Genomic DNA, 19,564 nt, shown 5'->3' with positions numbered 1-19,564 from the left:
TTCAGCGGTGAGGAATAGATGACACTTTGGGATGTCGAGGTCGGCCGACTCGCGGATGACCTTATGGAATGCTCGGCCGATTCCTTGCGGATTCTTGGACTGAAGGCATTCGAGGCGACGCTGGAAGTCTTCGGGCGGCCCTTGGGCGACCTTTTCGACAAGGAGACGGTCGCCTTCTACCGCCACGGCCTGGAAGAGTTCCGGTCTGTCCGGGAATTCGCGGAATTCACGGCGGAGCGGCGGGAGCCGTTCCTGGAGGGCTACGACTGGAACGACAGCAAGGCTCCGTTCACGGCTGCCTCGTTGAGCCAGGGCGTCGCCCAGTACGCCGGTTTCCTCATCGGGCGGGACGAGGAGGAGATCGTGGAGACCCTCTCTTCCTTCTATGAATCGGTGCTTTCCTACGCGGCGCTGGGTCCGATCATCGATGTCGAGGACGAGCGTGCGAACGCCTACTGTCGCAGGGCCGTCGACGAGCAGCTTGCGTTGATCAGGGAGATCTGCGGTATCTCGTGAAGCCGCCCCTCGCCTGTGTGGTCCGCGGGCGGAAGCTCGTCGGCTCGGGCCGTGAGCTCGCGGACGTGGAGCTCGTGGGCTGCGAGTTCAACGGTTGCACGCTGGCCCAGTTCGGCGACCCCGGGTTCGGGCTCGTGGTGCGGGACGTCGTCGCGGAGAAGCTCTCCGCGAAGCGGTGTGTCGTGGACGGGGTCCGGTTCGAGGACGTACGCGTGGACGGGCTTGCACTGTCGTCGCTGACGCACCTGACGGGCTGCCTGTTCCGACGCGTCACCCTGCGCGGGCGGATCGGCCCGCTGATGGCGACGTCGCCGAACTTCGGACTGTCCGAGGATGTCCGGGCGGCCTTCGTGGCGGCTGCCGAGCAGTACTACGCGGAGGCCGATCCGGCGACCGACTGGGCGCTCGACATCACCGAGGCGGAGTTCTCCGAGGCCGATCTGTATTACGTCCCCGGGCATCTGGTGCGACGGGATCCGGAGACGCAGTTCCTGCTGCACCGGGACCGGCTCGCCGGCGTTGACGTCAAGGGCCTTCCGCTCTTCGGGCAGATCGCTCTCGAGCGGTTCGACGAGTCGCCGTTCGATTCGATCGTCGCCGTGGCCCCGCGCCGCTCGGCGAACTTCGCCGAGCGGCTGGAGGCCTACGAGACGCTGAGATCTCTCGGGGTCGCCGAGTAGCCGGGATCGGTTGAGCTGAACAGACAGGGTGTGCCCAGGACGGGCACACCCTGTCCTCATATCCTCATCAGGACGGAGAGGACGGTCGGTGCGCATCATGGCTGTGCTGGTAGACCATTTCGAAGCACGGCTGGGTGGGCTCGAAGGGGCCTGGTCGGCCGGCGAGCAAACCCCCGCGGGGGCTCCTGAGGTGGGCTATTTCACCGGAGGGGTCCTGGCAGGCGTTCAGTCGTTCGCCACCATCGGACTGCACCGGACTCCGCTGGCATCCCGAACGGGGCGGCACCTGCACCTTGAACTTCTGGGGTGTAACCGACCGGTTCCCGGCGATGAGATGGGGCCGTTCTCCGGAGTGCTGGAGTATGTGGCCGGGCGTCTGATCTCCAGCGGGCAGGCGGTACTGCGGGGCGACGTCCTGCGTCTGCCGATGCCGCTGACTCCCGGCGGCTCGATGACCGCGCTGTACGCGGCCATCCCGGTCTACTTCGACGAAGCATTCGCTTCGGTCGTTCTGGAGAACGGGTCCGACGCCGCCATCGTCTGGCTGGTGCCCATCGGGAACCGCGAGGCCGAATTCGTCGAAGAGGAGGGGTGGGAGGCATTCGAGCAGGAGCTCGTCCGCCAAGACCCCGACTTGCTCGACCTGAGCCGTTCGGAGATGGCACTGCCCAGCAGTCGGGCGGCGAGAATCCGGCATGCGCGATGGGCGATCGCCCGGTTCGCCCCGATCATCGGGGCCGGTCACGGAATCCCGCGAGAAGGGCGCCGAGTACCTCTCGGCGCTGAACTCGGCATTGCGCTGACGACTGAGGCCGCGACCCCTCAGGGGTCGCGGCCTCCTTCTTCGGGGCGCGGCGGCCGCCGGGTCAGGAGGTCTTGACCCAGTCGCCGCAGTCCGAGGACTTGAAGTAGCCGTCCTTGGCCGTGACCTTCACGATCGCCGTGCCCGTCGCGTTGTCGTTGGCGAGGATCGAGTCCATGCCGTGGCTCGCGTCCTTCGAGCGCTCCCAGTAGCAGCTCGCGTCCTTGTTGCCCGTGGACTTGTACGTGCCGGGGGCGATGTCGACGCCCACCTTGAACATGCCGCCCTTGCCCTTGAGCGTGGTCTTCGGCGTGCCGGTGGCCTTCGGGTCGACGGCCTCCCACTCGTTGCAGCCCGAGGACTTGAAGAGCTTGTCCGTCGTCTTGATCTCCACGTAGCTGGTGCCCGTGACGTTGTCGTTGGCGAGGATCGACTCGGGCTCGCCGGAGGCGCTCTTGGCGCGCTCCCAGTAGCACATGGCGTCCTCGTTGCCCGTGGTGCGGTAGAGGCCGGGCTTCACGTCGGCGCCCACTTCGAAGTCGCCGTCGCCGTCGATCGTGACGGCCTTCTTCTCGGGGGCCTTGGGCTCCGGGGCCTTCTTGTCGCCGCCCTGCTTCGCCGGCTGCTCCTGCTTCGAGCCGGTCGTGGGGGAGTCGCCGTCGCCGCCCCCGCCCATCGCGGCGCCGATCACGACGACGGCGACGATCGCGCCGGTGGCGGTGAGGAGCTTGTGACGGGCGAACCAGTTGCGCTGCTGCTGAGACATGGCTGTGGCACCTTCCGTGGCGCTGTGGGGACTCCGTGTTCCGATGGAGTAATCACAGCAGAGCTTGTGAACCGAGTCAACACCGTTCACGAGATTCGAGTCTGCTCACGCCGTGAACCGGGTTGATCGGTATGCTCGGTGTTCACAGTCGTACGAGGGGAGACGGACAGGTGCCCGAAGAGAGCGCGACAGAGGTCACCGCCGCCGGAATCGCCCGGCTGGCAGGGGTCGGCCGGGCCGCCGTCAGCAACTGGCGGCGGCGCCACGCCGACTTCCCCAAGCCGGTGGGCGGGACCGAGACCAGCCCTTCCTTCTCCCTCACCGACGTCGAGCAGTGGCTTCGCGACCAGGGAAAACTCGCCGAAGTCCCCCTGCGCGAGCGACTCTGGCAGCAGCTCTCCGGCCACCCTGCCGGCACCGTCGCCGGCCTCGTGCACACCGGATGCGTCCTGCTCCTCCTCCGCGAGCGCCCCGCCGCCTGGCCCGGGCTCGCCGCGCTCCCCGACGACCGGCTCGCGGGAGTCCTGTCCACCGCGCTCGAAGAGGTCCTCACCGTCCGCTTCGGCCCGGTCCGCGCTGTTCACACCCCCGCCCACGCCGACATGCTCGCCGCCGCCCCGCTCTTCCGGGCCGCCGCCGAGCTGGCCGGCGAGCTCGGCGGCGCCCGCCAGGCCTTCGAGTTCCTCCTCGGCCGCCACCTGGACGCCAACCCGCGCCAGTACACGCTGACCCCGCCCCCGCTCGCCGAGCTGATGGCCGCACTCGCCGCCGCGGCGGCGACCGGAGCCCCCGCCGGCACCGTCCTCGACCCCGCCTCCGGCACCGGCGGCCTGCTGTCCGCCGTCCCGGACCCGACCGCCCTGTACGCACAGGACGCCGACCCCGATCTCGCGGCGCTCACCGCCCTGCGCCTCGCCCTGCACGGCGACGCCGACATCCGCTCGGCCGTCGGCGACACGCTCCGCGCCGACGCCTTCCCCGGCCTGGCGGCGGACACGGTCCTCTGCCACCCTCCGTTCAACGAGCGGGCCTGGGGCCACGACGAGCTCGCCTACGACCCGCGCTGGGAGTACGGCTTCCCCGCCCGTACGGAATCCGAACTGGCCTGGGTGCAGCACGCCCTCGCCCGCCTCCGCGACGGGGGCACCGCCGTCCTCCTCATGCCCCCCGCCGTCGCCTCCCGCCGCTCGGGCCGCCGCATCCGCGCCGACCTCCTGCGCCGCGGCGCGCTGCGAGCCGTGATCGCCCTGCCGGCCGGGGCCGCGCCCCCGTACGGCATCCCGCTCCACCTCTGGGTCCTCGTCCGCCCCGGCTCCGACCACCGCCCCCCGGCGGAGGCCCTGTTCGTCGACACCGCCGGTCTCGTCCCGGACGCCGGCCGGGACAAACTGCCCTGGACCGTCCTCCAGGCCGCCGTCCTCGACGCCTGGGCCGGCCGGGGCGAGGAGTCCGTCGCCCGTTCCGTCCCCGTCGTCGAGCTGCTCGACGACGAGGTCGACCTCGCGCCCGCCCGCTATCTGGCCGCCCCCGCCGCCGGCGGCACCGCGCCCGAACTCGCCGCCGTACGCGACCGCCTGGACGAGACCCTCCGCCGCACCCTGGGCCTCGCCCCCACCCCCGTAGCCGCGCGCCCCGGACCCCGCCCCCTCACCACCGTCGGTGAACTGGCCCGCACGGGCGCCCTCCAGCTCCGCACCGGCGGCCCGGGCGCGGCCGCCTCCGGCACCGCCCCCGTCCCCGTCCTCACCGAGTACGACGTGCTGTCGGGCGGCGCGCCCTCCGGCACCCTCCCCGACGGCGCGGCCGAGGAGCCCGTCCTCGTCGCCGAGGGCGATGTCGTCGTCCCCGTCCTCGGCGGAGGCTCCACCGCGCGGGTCGTGGACGCGGCCACGGCGGGAGCGGCCCTCGGCCGCAGCCTCCAGCTGCTGCGCCCCGATCCGGCCGCCCTCGACCCCTGGTTCCTCGCCGGGTTCCTCCGCGGCACCGCCAACAACCGGCAGGCCAGCAGCTTCGCCTCCACCGCGACCCGGCTCGACGTCCGCCGTCTCCAGCTGCCCCGGCTCCCGCTCGCCGACCAGCGGCGCCACGGCGCCCACTTCCGGGCCCTCGCCGAGTTCGAGGAGGCGCTGCGGCTCGCGTCACGGCTGGGCGAGCAGCTCGTCCAGGGGCTGTACGACGGCCTGGCGGACGGCAGCGTCCAACCGGAGTGAGGGGGGGGGACGGGCCGAGGGGGACGGGCTGAGGCGGATGGGCTGAGGGGGGACGGGCGGTGGGGGATGGGCTGAGGGGGGACGGGCGGTGGGGGTGCCTTATACCCTCGTACCCTGATCATTCGTCCGGGGGGAGCTTCGCATGTACGGCCAGGTGTCCACACCCACACCCACGCCCACACCGTCGCGGAACGGCCCCTCCGCCGCTGTGATCACGGTCCGTGTGCTCATCACGGCCCTGACCGTCCTCACCTTCGGGTTCTTCTCATGGATCGCCATGCTCCGCATCGCGATCATGCGGCGCGGGCGGCGTGACTGGGCGCTGTTCTGGGGCCAGTTGGTCCTGAACATCGCCTGTCTCGTGACGCTGGAGCAGAGCTTCGCCGACCACTGGATCTCCGATGTCGGGATGGCGGGGCTGCTCGTGCAGATGGCCGCCGTGACCGCCTACTTCCTCGTGGTCGACATCCGCCACCACCAGCCCGCGCCGATCGTGCTCATGGCGCCGCCCCCGCCCCCGCCCCCGTACCGACCGCTCGGGTACGTGTACGGGCCGGACGGCGCCCCCGTCACGACGACGCCGAGCGGGGCCCCCGCCCCGTACATCTGCGCCGCTCCAGTGCCCGCTCAGCCACCCACCGCGCCTCGTATCGAGCAGGTCCGTGCCGAGCTCGACGAGCTGAGCGACCTACTGCGCGGGACCGACCGGGAAGACGGCAAGTGAGGTGAACGCACGTGTCATCGGCGGGCGTTACGACCTCGCCACCGTCATCGGGCAGGGCGGCATGGGCCAGGTCTGGACGGCGTACGACGGGCGGCTCGACCGCCGGGTCGCGGTCAAGCTGCTCCGGCCCGCCGGCATCGCCGGGCCCGCGACCGCGGCCGAGGAGCTGCGGCGCCGGTTCGTGCGCGAGTGCCGGGTGACGGCGCAGGTCGACCACCCGGGTCTGGTGACCGTGCACGACGCGGGCAGCGACGGCGACGACCTGTACCTCGTCATGCAGTACGTGGACGGCGCGGACCTCGCCGACCACCTGGCAGAGAACGACCCGTACCCCTGGCAGTGGGCCGTCTGCGTCGCCGCGCAGCTGTGCGCGGTACTCGCCGCCGTGCACGCGGTGCCGATCGTCCACCGCGACCTCAAGCCGCGGAACGTGATGGTCCGCCCCGACGGCACCGTCACCGTCCTCGACCTCGGCGTCGCCTCCGTCCTGGACACGGACACCACCCGCCTCACCCACACCGGTTCGCCCATCGGCAGCCCGGCGTACATGGCACCCGAGCAGGCCATGGGCGGCGCCGTCGGCCCGTACACCGATCTGTACGCGCTCGGCGCCCTGCTCCATGAACTCCTCAGCGGGGACGTGCCCTTCTCCGGCTCGACCGCGCTCGGCGTGCTGCACCGCCATCTGTACGAGCCGCCGCGGCCGATCCGGCAGGTGCGGCCCGAGGTTCCCGAGGCGCTCGAAGCGCTCGTGCTGCGGCTGCTCGCCAAGGACCCGCGCGACCGGCCGTCCGGTGCGCAGGAGGTGTACGAGCACCTGCTTCCGCTGCTGCCCGCGCTCGGCGCCCCGGCGCCGGGTCCGATGGATCCGACCAGGCCGTTCCTGCGCCCGCACGCGCCCTGGCCGGACCGGAGCACGGCACCCGCCGCCCCCACCGTCCCCGTGCCCACCCCCACCGTGCCCGTGCCCGTCCCCGTACCCGTACCCGCACACGTGCCTGGGCGGACACCGCCGCCCGTCGATCCCCGGACCGCCGATCCCCGGACGTACGGGACGCCCCCTCCCGTGCCCGTGCCCGCGCCCCGGCCGGATGTCGCCGCCGCCGTCGACGAGGTCAAGCGGCTGCTCGGGGAGGGTTCGCTCACGCAGGCCGTCGACATCCTCGGCGGCATCCTGCCCGCCGCCGCGGCCGAGCACGGCGAGCGGTCGCCGGTCGTCCACATCCTGCGCAAGCAGTACGCGTCGACGCTGATGGACGACGGCCAGTACCGCCGCGCGCTCCCGGAGTTGCGCCGTCTCGCGGCGGACCGCGACGCGGAGGCGGGTCCCGCGGACCCGCAGACCCTCCAGTTCCGGTTCGACGCGGGCCTGTGTCTGGAGCAGTTGGGCGAGACGGCCGCCGCGCTCGCGGAGTTCCGGGCGGTCCTGCCCTTCTACGAGCAGGGGCCCGACCCGGCCAGGTCCTTCGACATAAGGCACCGGATCGGGCTGCTGCACCTGGCGACCGGGGAGCATGCGGCCGGTCAGGAGCAGCTCCAGCGGCTGCTGTTCGACGCCGAGCGCGCGTACGGCCCCTATCACCCGCTTCCGGTGGAGTTGCGGAGGGCGCTGGAGCACCAGCGGCAGCTGGGGCAGCGTTCCTGACGGAGCGGCAGGGTCACGACTCGGCATCTCATCGGGAAGTGGATCTTCCTGATCCTTTTTGCGCGTTTTGGCGCATGTAACGTTCGCGTCTGATCATGTCCGCGTCCCCCAAGGAATCCTCAATGACGACGCCGTCCGCGCCGCTCACCCCCGAGCAGCAGCCCGCCGCCCCCGCCGCTCCGGAGGCCCCCGCGGCCCCCTCGAAGGGGAAGAAGATCCTCAGGAAGGTCGGCGGCGTCCTCGTCGCGATCGTGGCCGTCCTCGCGTGGAAGTTCGGCGTTCCGTACCTCACGGGTGAGGCGCCGGTGCACGCGGAAGCGGGCGAGTGCGTCACGGTGACCGGTCCGGACAACGACCCGAAGGTCGACACCGTCGACTGCGCCTCCGGGAAGGCCGACCTGTTCAAGGTCGAGAAGGTCATCGACAACACCTTCGACGTGAACAAGTGCGGCGAGGAGTTCGCGGCGCTCGCGCAGCAGCTGAAGTCGGACAAGTTCGTGCTCTGCCTGACGCCGGTCCCCGCGAAGTAACCTCGCCGACGCGACGCTCGAAGAAGGGCCGGAACCCACGGGGGGTTCCGGCCCTTCTTCGTGTCACGCGCCCCGGTCCGTGTCGCGCCTCCCGGCTCGTGTCACGCGCCCCCGGCGCCGTCCGCCGGGAGGTCCGGGAGGTCCGGGAGGTCCGGAAGTTCCAGGAGGTCCAGGAGCTGCTTCGCGTGTCCGGGGAGCTCGGCCTCGGCGAGCCCGGCGACCAGGTCCCGCAGCGGCACGGGCCCGTCGACCATGAGCGTGTCGTGGGACAGCAGCAGGGTGGGCACGGGGGTGTCGAGCTCGGCCGCGCTCAGCGCCGGTCCGCCCCCGAGCGCGCACAGGGCCTCGCCCTGGACGCGGATGCGCTCGCGGAGCCCCGGGCCGCCACCGGCGAGCTCGACGACGCGGTCGAGCGTCCAGATGTCGTGCGCGACGCGGTTGTCGTACGTCGCCGCCACGCCCGAGGCGACGGCGGAGACGGCGGCGAGGGTGGTGGCGGTGACGAGCGAGACGTGCGCCAGGATCCGGTCGGCGTCCCATTCGCCTTCGGGCGGTACGGGGAGGGCTCCGGCATCGGCCACGGTGGCGGCGGCGTCGAGCAGGGCGCGGTACGCCTCGCGCAGGGACTCAGGCATGGGAGGGGAACATCTCCCACGGCGCCTGCGGCAGGACCTCGCCGGTCTCGAGGAGCGACTTGAGGTTGGAGAGCACGGCCGGCCAGCCGAGCGAGATCCCGTTGAGCATCTCCGTGTTGGGCAGGTTCTCGTGGGTCACGGTGAGCCGGACGATGTCCTCGTGCGGCTCGACGAGGAAGGTCACCACCGACGGTCCGCCCGGCTTCTCGGTGTCGTGCGAGTCGTCGAAGGTGATGACGAGACGGTGCGGCGGCTCGGCGGCGATCACCCGGCCGACGACGTCGACGGCGCCCGATCCGTCGACGCGCCGGTGCTCCCAGTCGGAGCCGGGCTTCCAGTCCGACACGTTGGCGTGCGCCCAGTAGCGGGCGGTCAGGTCGGCGTCGGTCAGCGCCTGCCACACCTGCTCGGCGCCGGCGCGGATGTAGGTGACGTAGACGTAGGTCGGCACGGTGCCGGGTGCGGCTGCTTCGGTCGTCATGGCGTACTCCTCTGCCTGGTGCTTGATGGAGCTGAGGGCGAGCAGACGGGGCCTGTCGAACCCCGAGATCCAGCGTTCCTCGATCTCGTGGATCGGTGCGGGATTGAGGTAGTGGAGCCGTTCGCGTCCGCGCCGGACGACGGTCACGAGTCCGGCCTGGCCGAGGACGTCGAGATGCTGGGTCGCCGACTGGCGTGCCATGTCCAGGTGCTCGCAGAGATCGCGGAGCGTCTGGCCGTTGTGCTCGCGCAGACGGTCGAGGAGGAGTCGTCGGGTGGGGTCGGCCAGCGCTTTGAAGACCGCGTCCACCTCTCTCGCTTCGAGGGCCACACTTCGATTATGCAGGTAGTTACCTGCATATCGTCAAGCGCAGCGGGTGGCCGAAAGCGGACGCGTCCCCGCGTATCCCCCCTGGCCCTCCACCGAGAGGCCGCCTACGGTCGGTCGGATGACGTCTCCTTCCGGCGCTGTCCAGCTGAACCACACCATCGTCCGCTCCTACGACCGGTCCCTCTCGGCCCACTTCCTCGCCGACATCCTCGGCCTGGAGGTCGGCGCCCCCCTCGGCCCGTTCCTCCCCGTCGACCTCTCCAACGGCGTGACCCTCGACTACTACGAGTCGAAGGACGAGCCGATCCAGCAGCAGCACTACGCGTTCCTCGTCCCCGAGGAGAGCTTCGACGCGATGATCGAGCGCCTGGAGGCGGCCGGTGTGACGTACTTCGCCGACCCCGCGCACACCGAGCCGGGCAAGGTGAACGGGCACTTCGGCGGCCGGGGCGCGTATTTCGACGACCCGGACGGCCACAACATGGAGATCATGACGACGCCGTACGCGCGATAGCGGCGGAAGCGCGAAGGGGCCGGGTCGTGGAATCCCGAGACCCGGCCCCTTCACGTTCCCGGGCGGCTCCTCACGCCGGCCCCTTCACGCTCCCGGGCGGCTCCTCGCGCCGGTCCGTTCGCGCTCCCGGGCAGCTCCTCACGCCGGTCCCCGGGGGCCCGCGACGCGGTCGCTCACGACGTCCTTTAAGTACCAGGGCAAGTACCAACCCCACCCTTCCCATCCCCCGGTGGTCACCCTGAGGGGGTCGTCACCCACACGAGCGAACTCTGCCAACTGGGCTGGATCTGAGGCCGGTTGCCTGGCATATGCTCGCGGCGACCCCAACAGAAAACAGTTCGGCCCCCGGCCGGGACTCGCAATCCCGATCGAGGGCCTGACCAACGAGGAAGAGATCCCTTCCCGATGGATAGCCAGCACTTTAGCGCGCCCGATTCCCGCAGGGGCGTCATCCACGTCAACGTCCCCCTCACGACGGGCTGCGTGGTCGTCGGCAACCACTTCGCGCAGGACAACCACCTCTCGCTGACCGCGAGGGGCCTTGGCCTGTACATCCAGTCGCTGCCCGCCGGTACCCCGGTCGGCATCAAGTCGCTGGCTGGAAAAGTCCCGGAGGGGGAGCTCCGCATCGCCGGCGCCCTCCGCGAACTGGAGGCCCACGGCTACCTGAAGCGGGTGCGCGTACGCCTCCCCGACGGCCGGATCACGACGGAGACGTTCTCGTACAACAACCCGGGCGCGCTGCGAGCCCCGAAGCCCGACCCGGACCCCGACCCGGACCCCGACGGCCTCCCGAAGCCCGACCCCGACCCCGACCCCGACCCGGACCCGGACCCCGACCCGGACCCCGACGGCCTCCCGAAGCCCGCCCCGGAGCCCGCCCCGGGACCCGCTCCGGCCCCGGCCCCGGCGGCCCCCTCGGCCCCGGCACCGGCCCCGACCACCGCCCCGACCACCGCCCCCGCCCCGGCCCCCGCGACCGTACGGAACGAGACCGGGCGTCTGCCGCAGGGGCAGGCCGCCGAGCTGCTCGCCGGGCTGCGCCTCACGGATCCGCGCCTGCTGCTGTCGGTACGGGACATCCAGACCCTGGCCCCGGCCGTCGACGCCTGGTTCGCCCGGGGCGCGGACCCGGAGGCCGTCGTCCGCACCCTGACGGCCTCGCTCCCGGTGACCCTCCAACGCCCGGCGGGCCTCCTCTCCCACCGCCTGACCACCCTCCTGCCGCCACCCCTGCCCGCACGGCCCCGGGCGACGGCCCCGCACCCGATCCAGTTCTGCGTGACCTGCGACGAAACGGCCTTCCGCGCCCCGGAACCAGGCCAATGCCCCGACTGCCTCACACTGTCGAGGGAGCGTGCGGCATGAGGTGTTCCCGGGCGTACGGCTCCACCCGCGTGGGGATTCGTCACGGCATCTGACCGGCGGTTCAGGCGCTGATCCGCCGCAGGAGAGCATCCGGCGCCACGCCGGGTGCGAAACCATGCTGCACTGCCGTTCAGGCCACTGCATTCTGGCCAGAGCGGTGATGATCGAGCGGGGGAAACGCGCGATGTGGTCGGTGGTGTCTTCGGGGGAGTTGCCGGAGGGCGAGCGGTTCGAGTGGTTCGCGGACCTGATCTCGCGGGAGGTGATGCCCACCGCGCTGAGCAAGGAGCGGCAGGAGGGGTTCTCGGCGGAGGCGGCCGTGCTCGATCTGGGGGAGCTCCAGGTGTCCAGGGTCGCCTACTCGCCGCTGCGTTCACGGCGGACGCCCGCGCTGATACGGCGCGGTGACCCCGAGCAGTACCAGCTGGGACTGGTGTCCAAGGGGTCCATGACCCTCGTCCAGCACGGGAACAGCTGCGAGGCGGAGGCCGGGGACCTCGTCTTCTGGGACACCTCGCGCCCCTCCGACGCGCGGTACGTCTCCGATGGCGAACCCGGTCAGCTGGTGATCCTGCAACTCCCGCGCGATGTCCTGCCCTTGCGGGCCAGCCGGCTGGACGGGCTGCTCGCCCGCCGCATGCCGGGCGGGAGCGGGCTCGGGGCGGTCCTCGTCGACTTCCTCCGCTCCTTCGTCGCGCACGGCGGGGAGTGTTCGCCGGACGAGCTGTCGCGGATCGGGTCGACCGCCGTGGACCTGGCGGCGGCCTGTCTGGCGCAGAACCTGGACGCCGGGAAGCAGCTCCCGGCGGAGGTGCGCGCGCGGGCGACGCTCCGCAGGATCCACGCGTTCATCGAGTACAACCTCGGGGACCCGGAGCTGACCCCGGTCGTCGTCGCCGCCCACCACAACCTCTCGGTGCGCTCGCTCCACCAGCTGTTCAAGGGGGAGGGGGACGGGGAGACCGTGCAGGCCCGCATCCGGCGGCGGCGGCTCGAACGGTGCCGGGCGGAGCTGGAGCTCCCCGAGTTCCACACGTATCCCGTGCAGGCGATCGCGGCGCGGTGGGGGTTCAGCGGCCCGGCGGTCTTCAGCCGGTCCTTCCGGGAGGCGTACGGGACGAGCCCGACGGAGTTCCGCGCGCGTGCGCTGAGCGTCAAGGAAGCCCGCACGGGGCGTACAGCACGCTGATGATGATCTTCCTAGGCTCGGAGTCGTTCGATCGGGTTCGACGAAGACGGGGGAGCCTTCATGAGCAAGGGGAAGAAGAGGAACGGGAACGGCAGAAGCCAGGGGGTCTGGGACGTGGCCGGGGGCACGGAGGGGGCCTCGGCGGCGCCGCGCCGGGCGGACCGGTGGGGCGGGTCCGTGGCCTGAGCCGGTGCGCGGAGGCCGGCGGCCTACGGGGGTGGGCGCCGGCCGTCCCGGCCTGAGGGGAGCCCGATCGAGCCGGAGTTCACGATTCGGCCGCGACCGGGCTCCCCGGCTGTTTTGATGCGCTCGGACACCGGGACGACGTGTCCCCGACCGGAGGAGTGACCTCATGTCCGACGCCGCCACGACCGCCACAGCCGCCACGCGTCTGGGAATCGAGTCCGGCGACGTGATCCTCGACGTGGGGTGGGACGACGACTGCGACGACGCCGTGCGCGAGAGCGTCGAGGCGGCGGCGGGCCGGGCGGTGCTCGACACGGAGCCCGAGGAACCGGTCGACGTGGTGCTGTTCTGGTTCCGTGCGGGCGACGGGGACCTCGACGACATGATCGCGGAAGCGGCCGAGCCCCTCCGTGACGGGGGCGTGCTCTGGATCCTCACCCCGGGGCCCGGCCGTCCCGGGCACGTCGACCCCGCCGACGTAGCCGAATCCGCGACGGTGGCCGGCCTCGCGCAGGTCTCGACCGTGAGCGTCGGAGCGTGGAACGCCGGCCGCCTCGTGGCGCCGAAGTCCCGGGACTGACTGACGGACGGGTGGATCAGGCGCCAACCGCCAACCGCCAACCGCCAACCGCCAACCGCGAACCCTCGACCGCCAACCGCCAACCGCCAACCGCGAACCCTCGACCGCCAACCGCCAACCGCGAACCCTCGACCGCCGACCGCCGACCGCCGACCGCCGACCGCCGACCGCCGACCGCCGACCGCCACCCGTCAACCGCGAACCTTCGACCGCCGATCGGGCCGGGAGCTTCACGCCCGGTCGGTGTCGGCCCCGCCCCACACCGTGCTGATCAGGGCTTCCGCCGTCCCGGGGTCGCCCGCCAGCCGGCCGGCCTCGCGGACCTGTCCGGCGTCGAGGGCGCCGGACTTCGCCAGGTCGATCGCCTCGTGGACGCCGTCCCCGTCGCCGTGCGCGAGCATGACGAGGAACCAGCGCACCGCCTGTACGGGATCCGGCTCGGTGCCGAAGCCGTCGCGGTACCAGCAGGCGGCGGCGTTCATCGCACCCGTGTGGCCGCGCTCGGCCGCCCAGAGGTACCAGCGCAGCGCCTCCTCGTCCCGGTCCAGGGCCGAGAGCCGGTCGGCGAGCAGGGCGCCGGCGGCGTCGATGCCCGCGCGCGTGGCCGCCTCCAGGAGCCGCTGCGACTCGTCGGGATCGTCGACCAACTGGGCCAGGTTGAGGCAGGCGTAGGCGTCCCCGGCGTCGGCGGCCGCCCTGAACAGCTCGGCGGCGCGGTCACGGTCCTCCTCGACGCCGATCCCTTCGAGCAGCATGTATCCGTACGTGCGCTGACCGGCCGGGAGCCCGGCCCCGGCCGCCGCGCGGGCGTACCGCACGGCGTCGGACAGGGCCGACTCGTCGAAGTACTCCAGGTAGATCCCGGAGAGCAGCGCGGCGGCCTCCGCCGACCCGCCGTCCGCCAGCGGCACGAGGTCGACGGTCACCAGGGTCGCCAGCTCGGCGCCCTCCGCGCTGCCCTCCATGGCGGCCCGCACGAACGCGTGCCCCGCCGCCACCCAGTCCCCGGCCTCGGCGGCCCTTCGTCCCTCGTCCAGATGCATGCGACGAACCCTAAGGCCGGGGCCGGGAGCGCCTGATCGCGGCCGCTCGCCGGAGCAGCGGGGCCACCGACACCGCCGACGCCGCCAGCGCCACCAGTGCCGCCGCTCCCACCGCGAGGCCCGGCCACAGGCCGGGTGGGCGGAAGACGCAGTCCACGGTGCCGGTCCTCGTCGCCGGGAGGGCGAGGAGGCCGCCGTACGAGGCCGTGGGGGTGTCCCCGCACTGCCAGCCGGCGATGTGGGGGGCCGCTATGACCACCGTGCCCCTCTCCGTGCCCGGCGGGAGCGTGGCCCGTATGCCGTCCGGTGTCGGGCGGATCGCCGTCGCCGCCTCCGCGCGGAGGGCCGTCACCGCCTCCCGCAGCCGCGTGTGGTCCAGGCAGCCGATCTCGCCCGTGGCACCGCCCGGCACGTCCACCCTCGCGTCCGCCGTGCGCTGGACGCCCAGCGAGGTCATCGCCGCACTGCGCTTCGGCCGTCCGCCCAGGAGATCGGCCGTACGGGCGCCCAGGCGGGCCCGGCCCGAGGCGTCGGGGGCCCAGAGGAAGACCTCCGTACCGACCGGGCACGCGCCCGCGCGCGGAGCCTCGTACACCCGCGCGCCCAGCAGGAGTTCCTGGTTGCGGAAGGGCGACGGGCCATAGGCCGGGGGCGGGCCCGGCGGCCGTACCGTCACCAGGGGGAGGGGTGGCCCCGTACGGACGACGGAGCCGTCCCGCCACCGCGCCCCCACCCCGAACAGCGCGTCCGTCACCGGGTTGTCGAGGCTCAGCAGATTGCGGCCCCGCGAGGTCCAGCCGCCGCCGAGCGCCGTCAGGGTCTCCGTGAGGACCGCCGGGGTGTGGCTGCTGTAGTACGCGGCGCCCTGACCGCCCAGCAGCAGCGGATCGTTGCCCGCGACCCTGGGCAGGCCCGGGTCCGTGCGGTACGCGGGCCAGCCGTCGGCCGCCGCGAGCTCCGCCGCCCGCCGCGCGTGCTCCGCGCCCCACGGCGGGTAGTCGTCGAGCCGGGTCAACCGCTCCCGGTCCGCGTACGCCGTCGTGGCCGCCGCCTGCCCGAGCAGCGTGCCCGTGACGAGGAGCGCGGCGAGGATCCCGTACCGGCCCCGCCGGGGGAGGAGGAGCGCGCCCGCCACGGCCACGGTCCCCGCGCCCGCGAGCAGGAGCGCCCACCGGGTGACGACCGGACTGGGCAGCGCGCCCGCCGCGAGGGCCAGGACGACGCCCACGCCGCCGAGCAGCGCCCGCCGGTCCGGGAGCCCGTGGGAGACGGCCGTCCAGGCGGTGATCACGAGGACGCCGGAGAGGACGAAGGTCTGGCGGTACGGGCTGCCGTTCGGCGTGGCGAAGACGTGCCACAGCAGATGCGTCGGGCCCCACTGCATCGACAGGGCGACGGCCGCACAGAGCCCCACCCACAGCCACCGCTCCCGGCCCGGGACGTCCCGGCGGAAGAGCAGCGTCGCCGCGAGCAGCGGCACCGCCGTGCAGACGAAGGCCGCGGGGGTGGCGAAGCCGTACGTCGCCGGGAGCAGCCGGGCCAGCACGTCCGTACCGGCCGCCGGGGCGAACTCCCGGACCATGCCCGGGTGGGCGTACCGGGAGCCGAGGAAGACGGGGACGAGGACGGGGGCCGCGAGACCGATCCCGACGCCCGTCGTCACCACCGCCCGGAGGAGGACCCGCACCGGCCCCCGCGCCGGCTCCCGTCCGCGCGACGGGTCCGTCGTCGCCAGGCGGACCAGGAGGACGAGCGCGGCGCCGAGCGTCGCCATGTACGCCGTGTAGAAGTTCGCCAGCCAGCAGACCGCGACCACCAGCGGCCCCAGGAGCGGCCGCCGGCCCTCCCGTACCCACTCGCCGACCAGGCAGAGCAGCGGGAAGGCGATCAGGCCGTCCATCCACATCGGGTTGTACGTGCCCTCCGCGAGCGACCAGCCGCACAGCGCGTACGAGGCGCCCAGGACCGCCGCCCACCACCACGCCCCCGGGCCGAGTCGGCGCAGCAGGAACGTCATCGCGGCCGCCGCGACCGCCGTCTTCAGGACGGTCAGCGCGTACACCGCGTACTCGACGTCCCCGCGCGGGAAGAGCGCCACGAGCGGGGCGAAGGGGCTCGACAGGTAGGTGCCGTAGTCGGGGAGGAAGCTCGTGCCCCAGCCCGCCCGCCAGTCGAGCAGCGGCCCGCCGTCCGCGCGGCCCCGCAGCAGGTCCCAGAGGTGCGCGTGGAACGGCACGAACTGGTTGGCGAGGTCGTTGACGGCCCGGTGGCGCGGCCCGAAGGGGAAGACGCGGGCGACGGCGTCCCCGCCGCAGACGGCGACGGCGGCGAGGAGGGCCGCGAGGAGGGCCGACAGGGACGGGGAGCGCTTGGTGTTCGGCATGACGGATCGAATATGCCAGCGGGTACCCGGGAAGGAACGGGCCCGGCGGGCCAGTTCACGCAATGGTCGTCTGCCCGCCATCCACGCGGACCGGCCGGGTCACCGGGCTCCGTTGTCGTGGTCGGCGTGCTGCTCTCGATCGTGGTCCCGTGCTTCAACGAGGACGACGTCCTCACCCGCTTCCACGCCCATGTGACCGCCGAACTCGCCCGTCTCGACGGCGAGTTCGAGCTCGTCTACGTGGACGACGGAAGCCGGGACAGAACCCTCCCGCTCCTCCAGGAGCTCGCCGCCGCCGACCCGGGCCGGGTCCGCTACGTCTCCTTCAGCCGCAACTTCGGCAAGGAGGCCGCGATGCTCGCCGGGCTCCGGCACGCGGCCGGGGACGCCGTCGTGATCATGGACGCCGACCTCCAGCACCCGCCCGAGCTCGTGCACCGCATGGTCGCGCTGCACGCCGAGGGGTACGACCAGGTCGTCGCCCGCCGCACCCGGGAGGGCGACCGGGTCACCCGCACCCTGACCGCCCGCCTCTACTACCGGGCGATCAACCGGCTCGTGGACGTCGAGCTCGTCGACGGCGTCGGGGACTTCCGGCTGCTCTCCCGCCGCACCGTCGACGCCCTCCTCGGCCTCGGCGAGTACAACCGCTTCTCCAAGGGTCTCTTCGCCTGGGTCGGTTTCCGGACGACGACCTTCTCCTACGAGAACGCCGTCCGCGAGCAGGGCCGCTCCAAGTGGACCTTCGGCAAGCTCCTCAACTACGGGCTCGACGGACTCCTCTCCTTCAACAACAAGCCCCTGCGGGCCGCCGTCTACCTCGGCCTGCTCCTCGTCTCCCTCGCCTTCCTCCACGCCGCCTGGATCGTCGGAGACGCCCTGGTCAACGGCGTCGACACGCCCGGCTACGTCACCCTCCTCGTCGCCGTCACCGCGCTCGCCGGCGTCCAGATGGTGATGGTCGGACTCATCGGCGAGTACGTCGGCCGCATCTACTACGAGGTGAAGCGGCGCCCCCACTACCTGGTGCAGGAGACGGAGACGGGGCCCGAGGAGAGGGAGATGCGGGCCGACACCCGGCGGACCGGTGACTCGTTGTGGGAAACAGTCGCTCCGAAGTAGTGGCTACGGCCCCGGCGACTCCCTACCATCGATCACCGCAAGGTCGTTCAACTGACGCACGACCCGCCCGGGAGGCTCCTGTGCACCGCCGCGATCGCCGCATTGCTCTCTCCGTCTCCGCCGCGCTCCTCGCGGCGCCGTTGCTCACCGCCTGCGGGAGCGACGCCCATCCAGGAGCGGCGGCCGTCGTCGGCGGCGAGCGGATCGAGGTCGCCACGCTCCAGGCGCAGGTCAAGGACGCGCGGGACGCGCAGGCCGCCTCCCCGCAGGCCGCCCAGCTGCTCCAGACCAGTGGTGACCTCAGCCGCCGCAAGCTCAACGGCCTGATCTTCGACCAGGTCGTGGACCGGGTCGCCGAGGAGAACGGCGTCACCGCCACCCGCGCCGAGCTCCAGCAGACCCGCGCCGCGTTCGTCCGCCAGAGCGGCGGCGAGGACCGGCTCGCGGCCGTGCTGCTCCAGGAGCAGGGCGTCGCCCCCGACCAGATCGACGACGTCGTCCGCCGCAACGTCCTCATGAACAAGATCGCCGCCAAGCTGGGGATCACCGAGACCCCCGAGGGCCAGAAGAAGCTGACGGACGTCTTCACCACCGCGTCGAAGTCCCTGAACATCGACGTGAACCCGCGCTTCGGCGCCTGGGACGACTCCCAGGTCCAGCTGGCCACCGCCACCAGCCCCTGGCTCCGGCAGATCAGCCAGGACCCGGGCGCCGCCCCGGGCACCGCCCCCGCCGGGACCTGAGGCCGGGACCTGAGGCAGGGGCAGCCTGAGGCCGGTGCCTGAGGCCGGGGCAGTCTGGTGCCGGTGCCTGAGACGACCGGTCCCCGAGGCCGGTGCCCGGAGGGTGCCCCACCCCGGGTAGGTTCGAGGGGTGACATCTGAGAGCCCCGGCCGCATCGTCCTGCTCACCGCCAGCCACCGCGTCGCACCCGGCCTGCTGTCCTGGCCCGCCTGGCAGGCGCTGCACGGCGCGGACCGGGTCCTCTGCCCCGACGAGCGCCACCCCCAGCTGCCGTACCTGCGGGAGGCCGGGGTCGCCGTCGAGCACACCCGGCCCACCGCGGAGGAACTCGTCGAGGACTGCGCCGGGGGCCGGACGATCGTGCTGCTGCCCTCCGGCGAGGGCGACCGCGCCCTGACCGACGGGCTCGCCCGGCTCGCCGGCTCCGGCCGGGTCTCCATGCCCGACCTGGAGCTGCTGCCCGGCTCGTACGACCTGCCCGGCTCCCGCCTCCTCGACCTGGTGCAGGTCATGGACCGCATCCGGCGCGAGTGCCCCTGGTCCTCGCAGCAGACGCACAAGGGGCTCGCCAAGTACGGCATCGAGGAGGCGTACGAGCTCGTCGAGGCGATCGAGGACGGCGACCGCGAGGAGCTCCGCGAGGAGCTCGGGGACGTCCTCCTCCAGGTCGTCTTCCACTCCCGGATCGCCGAGGAGGACCCGGAGGAGCCGTTCTCCGTGGACGACGTCGCCGGGACGATCGTCGAGAAGCTGATCCACCGGCACCCGCACGTCTTCGGGGACGCGACCGCCGAGACGCCGGAGGAGGTCAAGGCCCACTGGCTCCGGACCAAGGCCGTCGAGAAGCAGCGGGAGTCCGTGACCGACGGCGTGCCGCTCGGGCAGCCGGGGCTCGCGCTCGCCGCGAAGCTGGCGGGCCGGGTGCGGACGGCGGGGCTCGACGTGACCCCGCCGGACGGGGAGGGCATCGGGTACGAGCTGCTCGGCCTCGCCGCACGGGCGGAGGCGGCCGGGGTGGACCCGGAGGCGGCGCTGCGGGCGGCGGCCCGGACGTACCGGGACGCGATCCGCGCGGCCGAGGGGCTGTCCTCGTAACGACGCGCGCACGGCGCTCAC

The 19,564-nt window shown here is 72.7% G+C and carries 19 protein-coding genes; 14 read left to right on the top strand and 5 right to left on the bottom strand.

What is annotated here, in order from left to right; translation table 11 throughout:
* Nucleotides 1-18 precede the first annotated feature (18 nt).
* The 3 genes from OG361_RS16065 (at nucleotide 19) to OG361_RS16055 (ending at nucleotide 2,076) form a co-directional block, all read left to right on the top strand.
* Entirely contained in the window at nucleotides 19-516 is a 498-nt protein-coding gene (locus OG361_RS16065) for a hypothetical protein (RefSeq protein ID WP_405854132.1), read from the top strand.
* A complete protein-coding gene (locus OG361_RS16060; RefSeq protein WP_405854130.1) occupies nucleotides 513-1,196 on the top strand; it encodes a hypothetical protein in 684 nt (227 codons plus the stop codon). The genes OG361_RS16065 and OG361_RS16060 overlap by 4 nt, the downstream gene beginning before the upstream one ends.
* A gap of 97 nt (nucleotides 1,197-1,293) precedes the next feature.
* Nucleotides 1,294-2,076, top strand: a complete 783-nt coding sequence (locus OG361_RS16055; protein WP_405862274.1) for a suppressor of fused domain protein — start codon at nucleotides 1,294-1,296, stop codon at nucleotides 2,074-2,076.
* Here OG361_RS16055 and OG361_RS16050 read toward each other — a convergent pair.
* Complete coding sequence (locus tag OG361_RS16050) at nucleotides 2,063-2,764, bottom strand: hypothetical protein (RefSeq protein WP_405854129.1); 702 nt, start codon at nucleotides 2,762-2,764, stop codon at nucleotides 2,063-2,065. The genes OG361_RS16055 and OG361_RS16050 overlap by 14 nt on opposite strands.
* Nucleotides 2,765-2,895: 131 nt before the next feature.
* Between OG361_RS16050 and OG361_RS16045 the strand changes: the two genes are divergently transcribed.
* The 4 genes from OG361_RS16045 (at nucleotide 2,896) to OG361_RS16030 (ending at nucleotide 7,873) form a co-directional block, all read left to right on the top strand.
* Complete coding sequence (locus tag OG361_RS16045) at nucleotides 2,896-4,974, top strand: N-6 DNA methylase (protein WP_405854127.1); 2,079 nt, start codon at nucleotides 2,896-2,898, stop codon at nucleotides 4,972-4,974.
* Between the two features lie 142 nt (nucleotides 4,975-5,116).
* Entirely contained in the window at nucleotides 5,117-5,698 is a 582-nt protein-coding gene (locus OG361_RS16040; RefSeq protein WP_405854125.1) for a hypothetical protein, read from the top strand.
* Nucleotide 5,699: 1 nt separating this feature from the next.
* The gene (locus OG361_RS16035) at nucleotides 5,700-7,343 is read left to right on the top strand and encodes a protein kinase domain-containing protein (protein ID WP_405854123.1); all 1,644 of its coding nucleotides are present in this window, start codon (nucleotides 5,700-5,702) and stop codon (nucleotides 7,341-7,343) included.
* Nucleotides 7,344-7,465: 122 nt separating this feature from the next.
* Nucleotides 7,466-7,873, top strand: a complete 408-nt coding sequence (locus tag OG361_RS16030) for a hypothetical protein (protein ID WP_405854121.1) — start codon at nucleotides 7,466-7,468, stop codon at nucleotides 7,871-7,873.
* A 101-nt stretch (nucleotides 7,874-7,974) separates the two neighbouring features.
* Here OG361_RS16030 and OG361_RS16025 read toward each other — a convergent pair whose 3' ends face one another.
* Nucleotides 7,975-8,508, bottom strand: coding sequence for a hypothetical protein (locus tag OG361_RS16025; protein WP_405854119.1), 534 nt, complete (start codon nucleotides 8,506-8,508; stop codon nucleotides 7,975-7,977).
* Nucleotides 8,501-9,298 carry an ArsR/SmtB family transcription factor gene (locus OG361_RS16020; RefSeq protein WP_405862272.1) on the bottom strand — a complete coding sequence of 266 codons (798 nt, stop codon included), beginning with the start codon at nucleotides 9,296-9,298 and terminating at the stop codon, nucleotides 8,501-8,503. Before OG361_RS16020 ends, OG361_RS16025 begins: the two co-directional genes overlap by 8 nt.
* 139 nt (nucleotides 9,299-9,437) lie before the next feature.
* On the opposite strand from OG361_RS16020, the gene OG361_RS16015 reads away from it, so the two are divergent.
* From OG361_RS16015 to OG361_RS16000, 4 genes are all read left to right on the top strand, one after another.
* On the top strand, nucleotides 9,438-9,833 hold the full coding sequence (locus OG361_RS16015; RefSeq protein ID WP_384564946.1) for a VOC family protein: 396 nt from the start codon (nucleotides 9,438-9,440) through the stop codon (nucleotides 9,831-9,833).
* 405 nt (nucleotides 9,834-10,238) lie between these two features.
* Entirely contained in the window at nucleotides 10,239-11,201 is a 963-nt protein-coding gene (locus OG361_RS16010) for a helix-turn-helix domain-containing protein (protein ID WP_405854117.1), read from the top strand.
* A gap of 184 nt (nucleotides 11,202-11,385) precedes the next feature.
* Complete coding sequence (locus OG361_RS16005; protein ID WP_405854115.1) at nucleotides 11,386-12,390, top strand: helix-turn-helix domain-containing protein; 1,005 nt, start codon at nucleotides 11,386-11,388, stop codon at nucleotides 12,388-12,390.
* A 352-nt stretch (nucleotides 12,391-12,742) separates the two neighbouring features.
* Nucleotides 12,743-13,156 (top strand): DUF3052 domain-containing protein, encoded by a 414-nt coding sequence (locus OG361_RS16000; protein WP_405854113.1) that lies wholly within the window; start codon nucleotides 12,743-12,745, stop codon nucleotides 13,154-13,156.
* Between the two features lie 230 nt (nucleotides 13,157-13,386).
* Here the strand turns inward: OG361_RS16000 and OG361_RS15995 are convergent, their stop codons facing one another.
* The gene (locus OG361_RS15995) at nucleotides 13,387-14,199 is read right to left on the bottom strand and encodes a tetratricopeptide repeat protein (protein WP_405854111.1); all 813 of its coding nucleotides are present in this window, start codon (nucleotides 14,197-14,199) and stop codon (nucleotides 13,387-13,389) included.
* A 10-nt stretch (nucleotides 14,200-14,209) separates the two neighbouring features.
* On the bottom strand, nucleotides 14,210-16,582 hold the full coding sequence (locus tag OG361_RS15990) for a YfhO family protein (protein ID WP_405854109.1): 2,373 nt from the start codon (nucleotides 16,580-16,582) through the stop codon (nucleotides 14,210-14,212).
* A gap of 126 nt (nucleotides 16,583-16,708) precedes the next feature.
* On the opposite strand from OG361_RS15990, the gene OG361_RS15985 reads away from it, so the two are divergent.
* The 3 genes from OG361_RS15985 (at nucleotide 16,709) to OG361_RS15975 (ending at nucleotide 19,543) form a co-directional block, all read left to right on the top strand.
* Nucleotides 16,709-17,704 carry a glycosyltransferase family 2 protein gene (locus OG361_RS15985; protein ID WP_405854107.1) on the top strand — a complete coding sequence of 332 codons (996 nt, stop codon included), beginning with the start codon at nucleotides 16,709-16,711 and terminating at the stop codon, nucleotides 17,702-17,704.
* Nucleotides 17,705-17,784: 80 nt separating this feature from the next.
* Nucleotides 17,785-18,447: a SurA N-terminal domain-containing protein gene (locus OG361_RS15980; protein WP_405854105.1), complete on the top strand. Its 663-nt coding sequence runs from the start codon at nucleotides 17,785-17,787 to the stop codon at nucleotides 18,445-18,447.
* Between the two features lie 130 nt (nucleotides 18,448-18,577).
* Entirely contained in the window at nucleotides 18,578-19,543 is a 966-nt protein-coding gene (locus tag OG361_RS15975) for a nucleoside triphosphate pyrophosphohydrolase (protein WP_405854103.1), read from the top strand.
* The last annotated feature ends 21 nt before the right edge of the window (nucleotides 19,544-19,564 follow it).

The organism is Streptomyces sp. NBC_00090 (assembly GCF_045160815.1).
Taxonomy (GTDB): Bacteria; Actinomycetota; Actinomycetes; order Streptomycetales; family Streptomycetaceae; genus Streptomyces.
The sequence above is the reverse complement of the archived record's forward strand: the minus strand, read 5'-3'. Positions and strand labels throughout refer to the sequence as shown.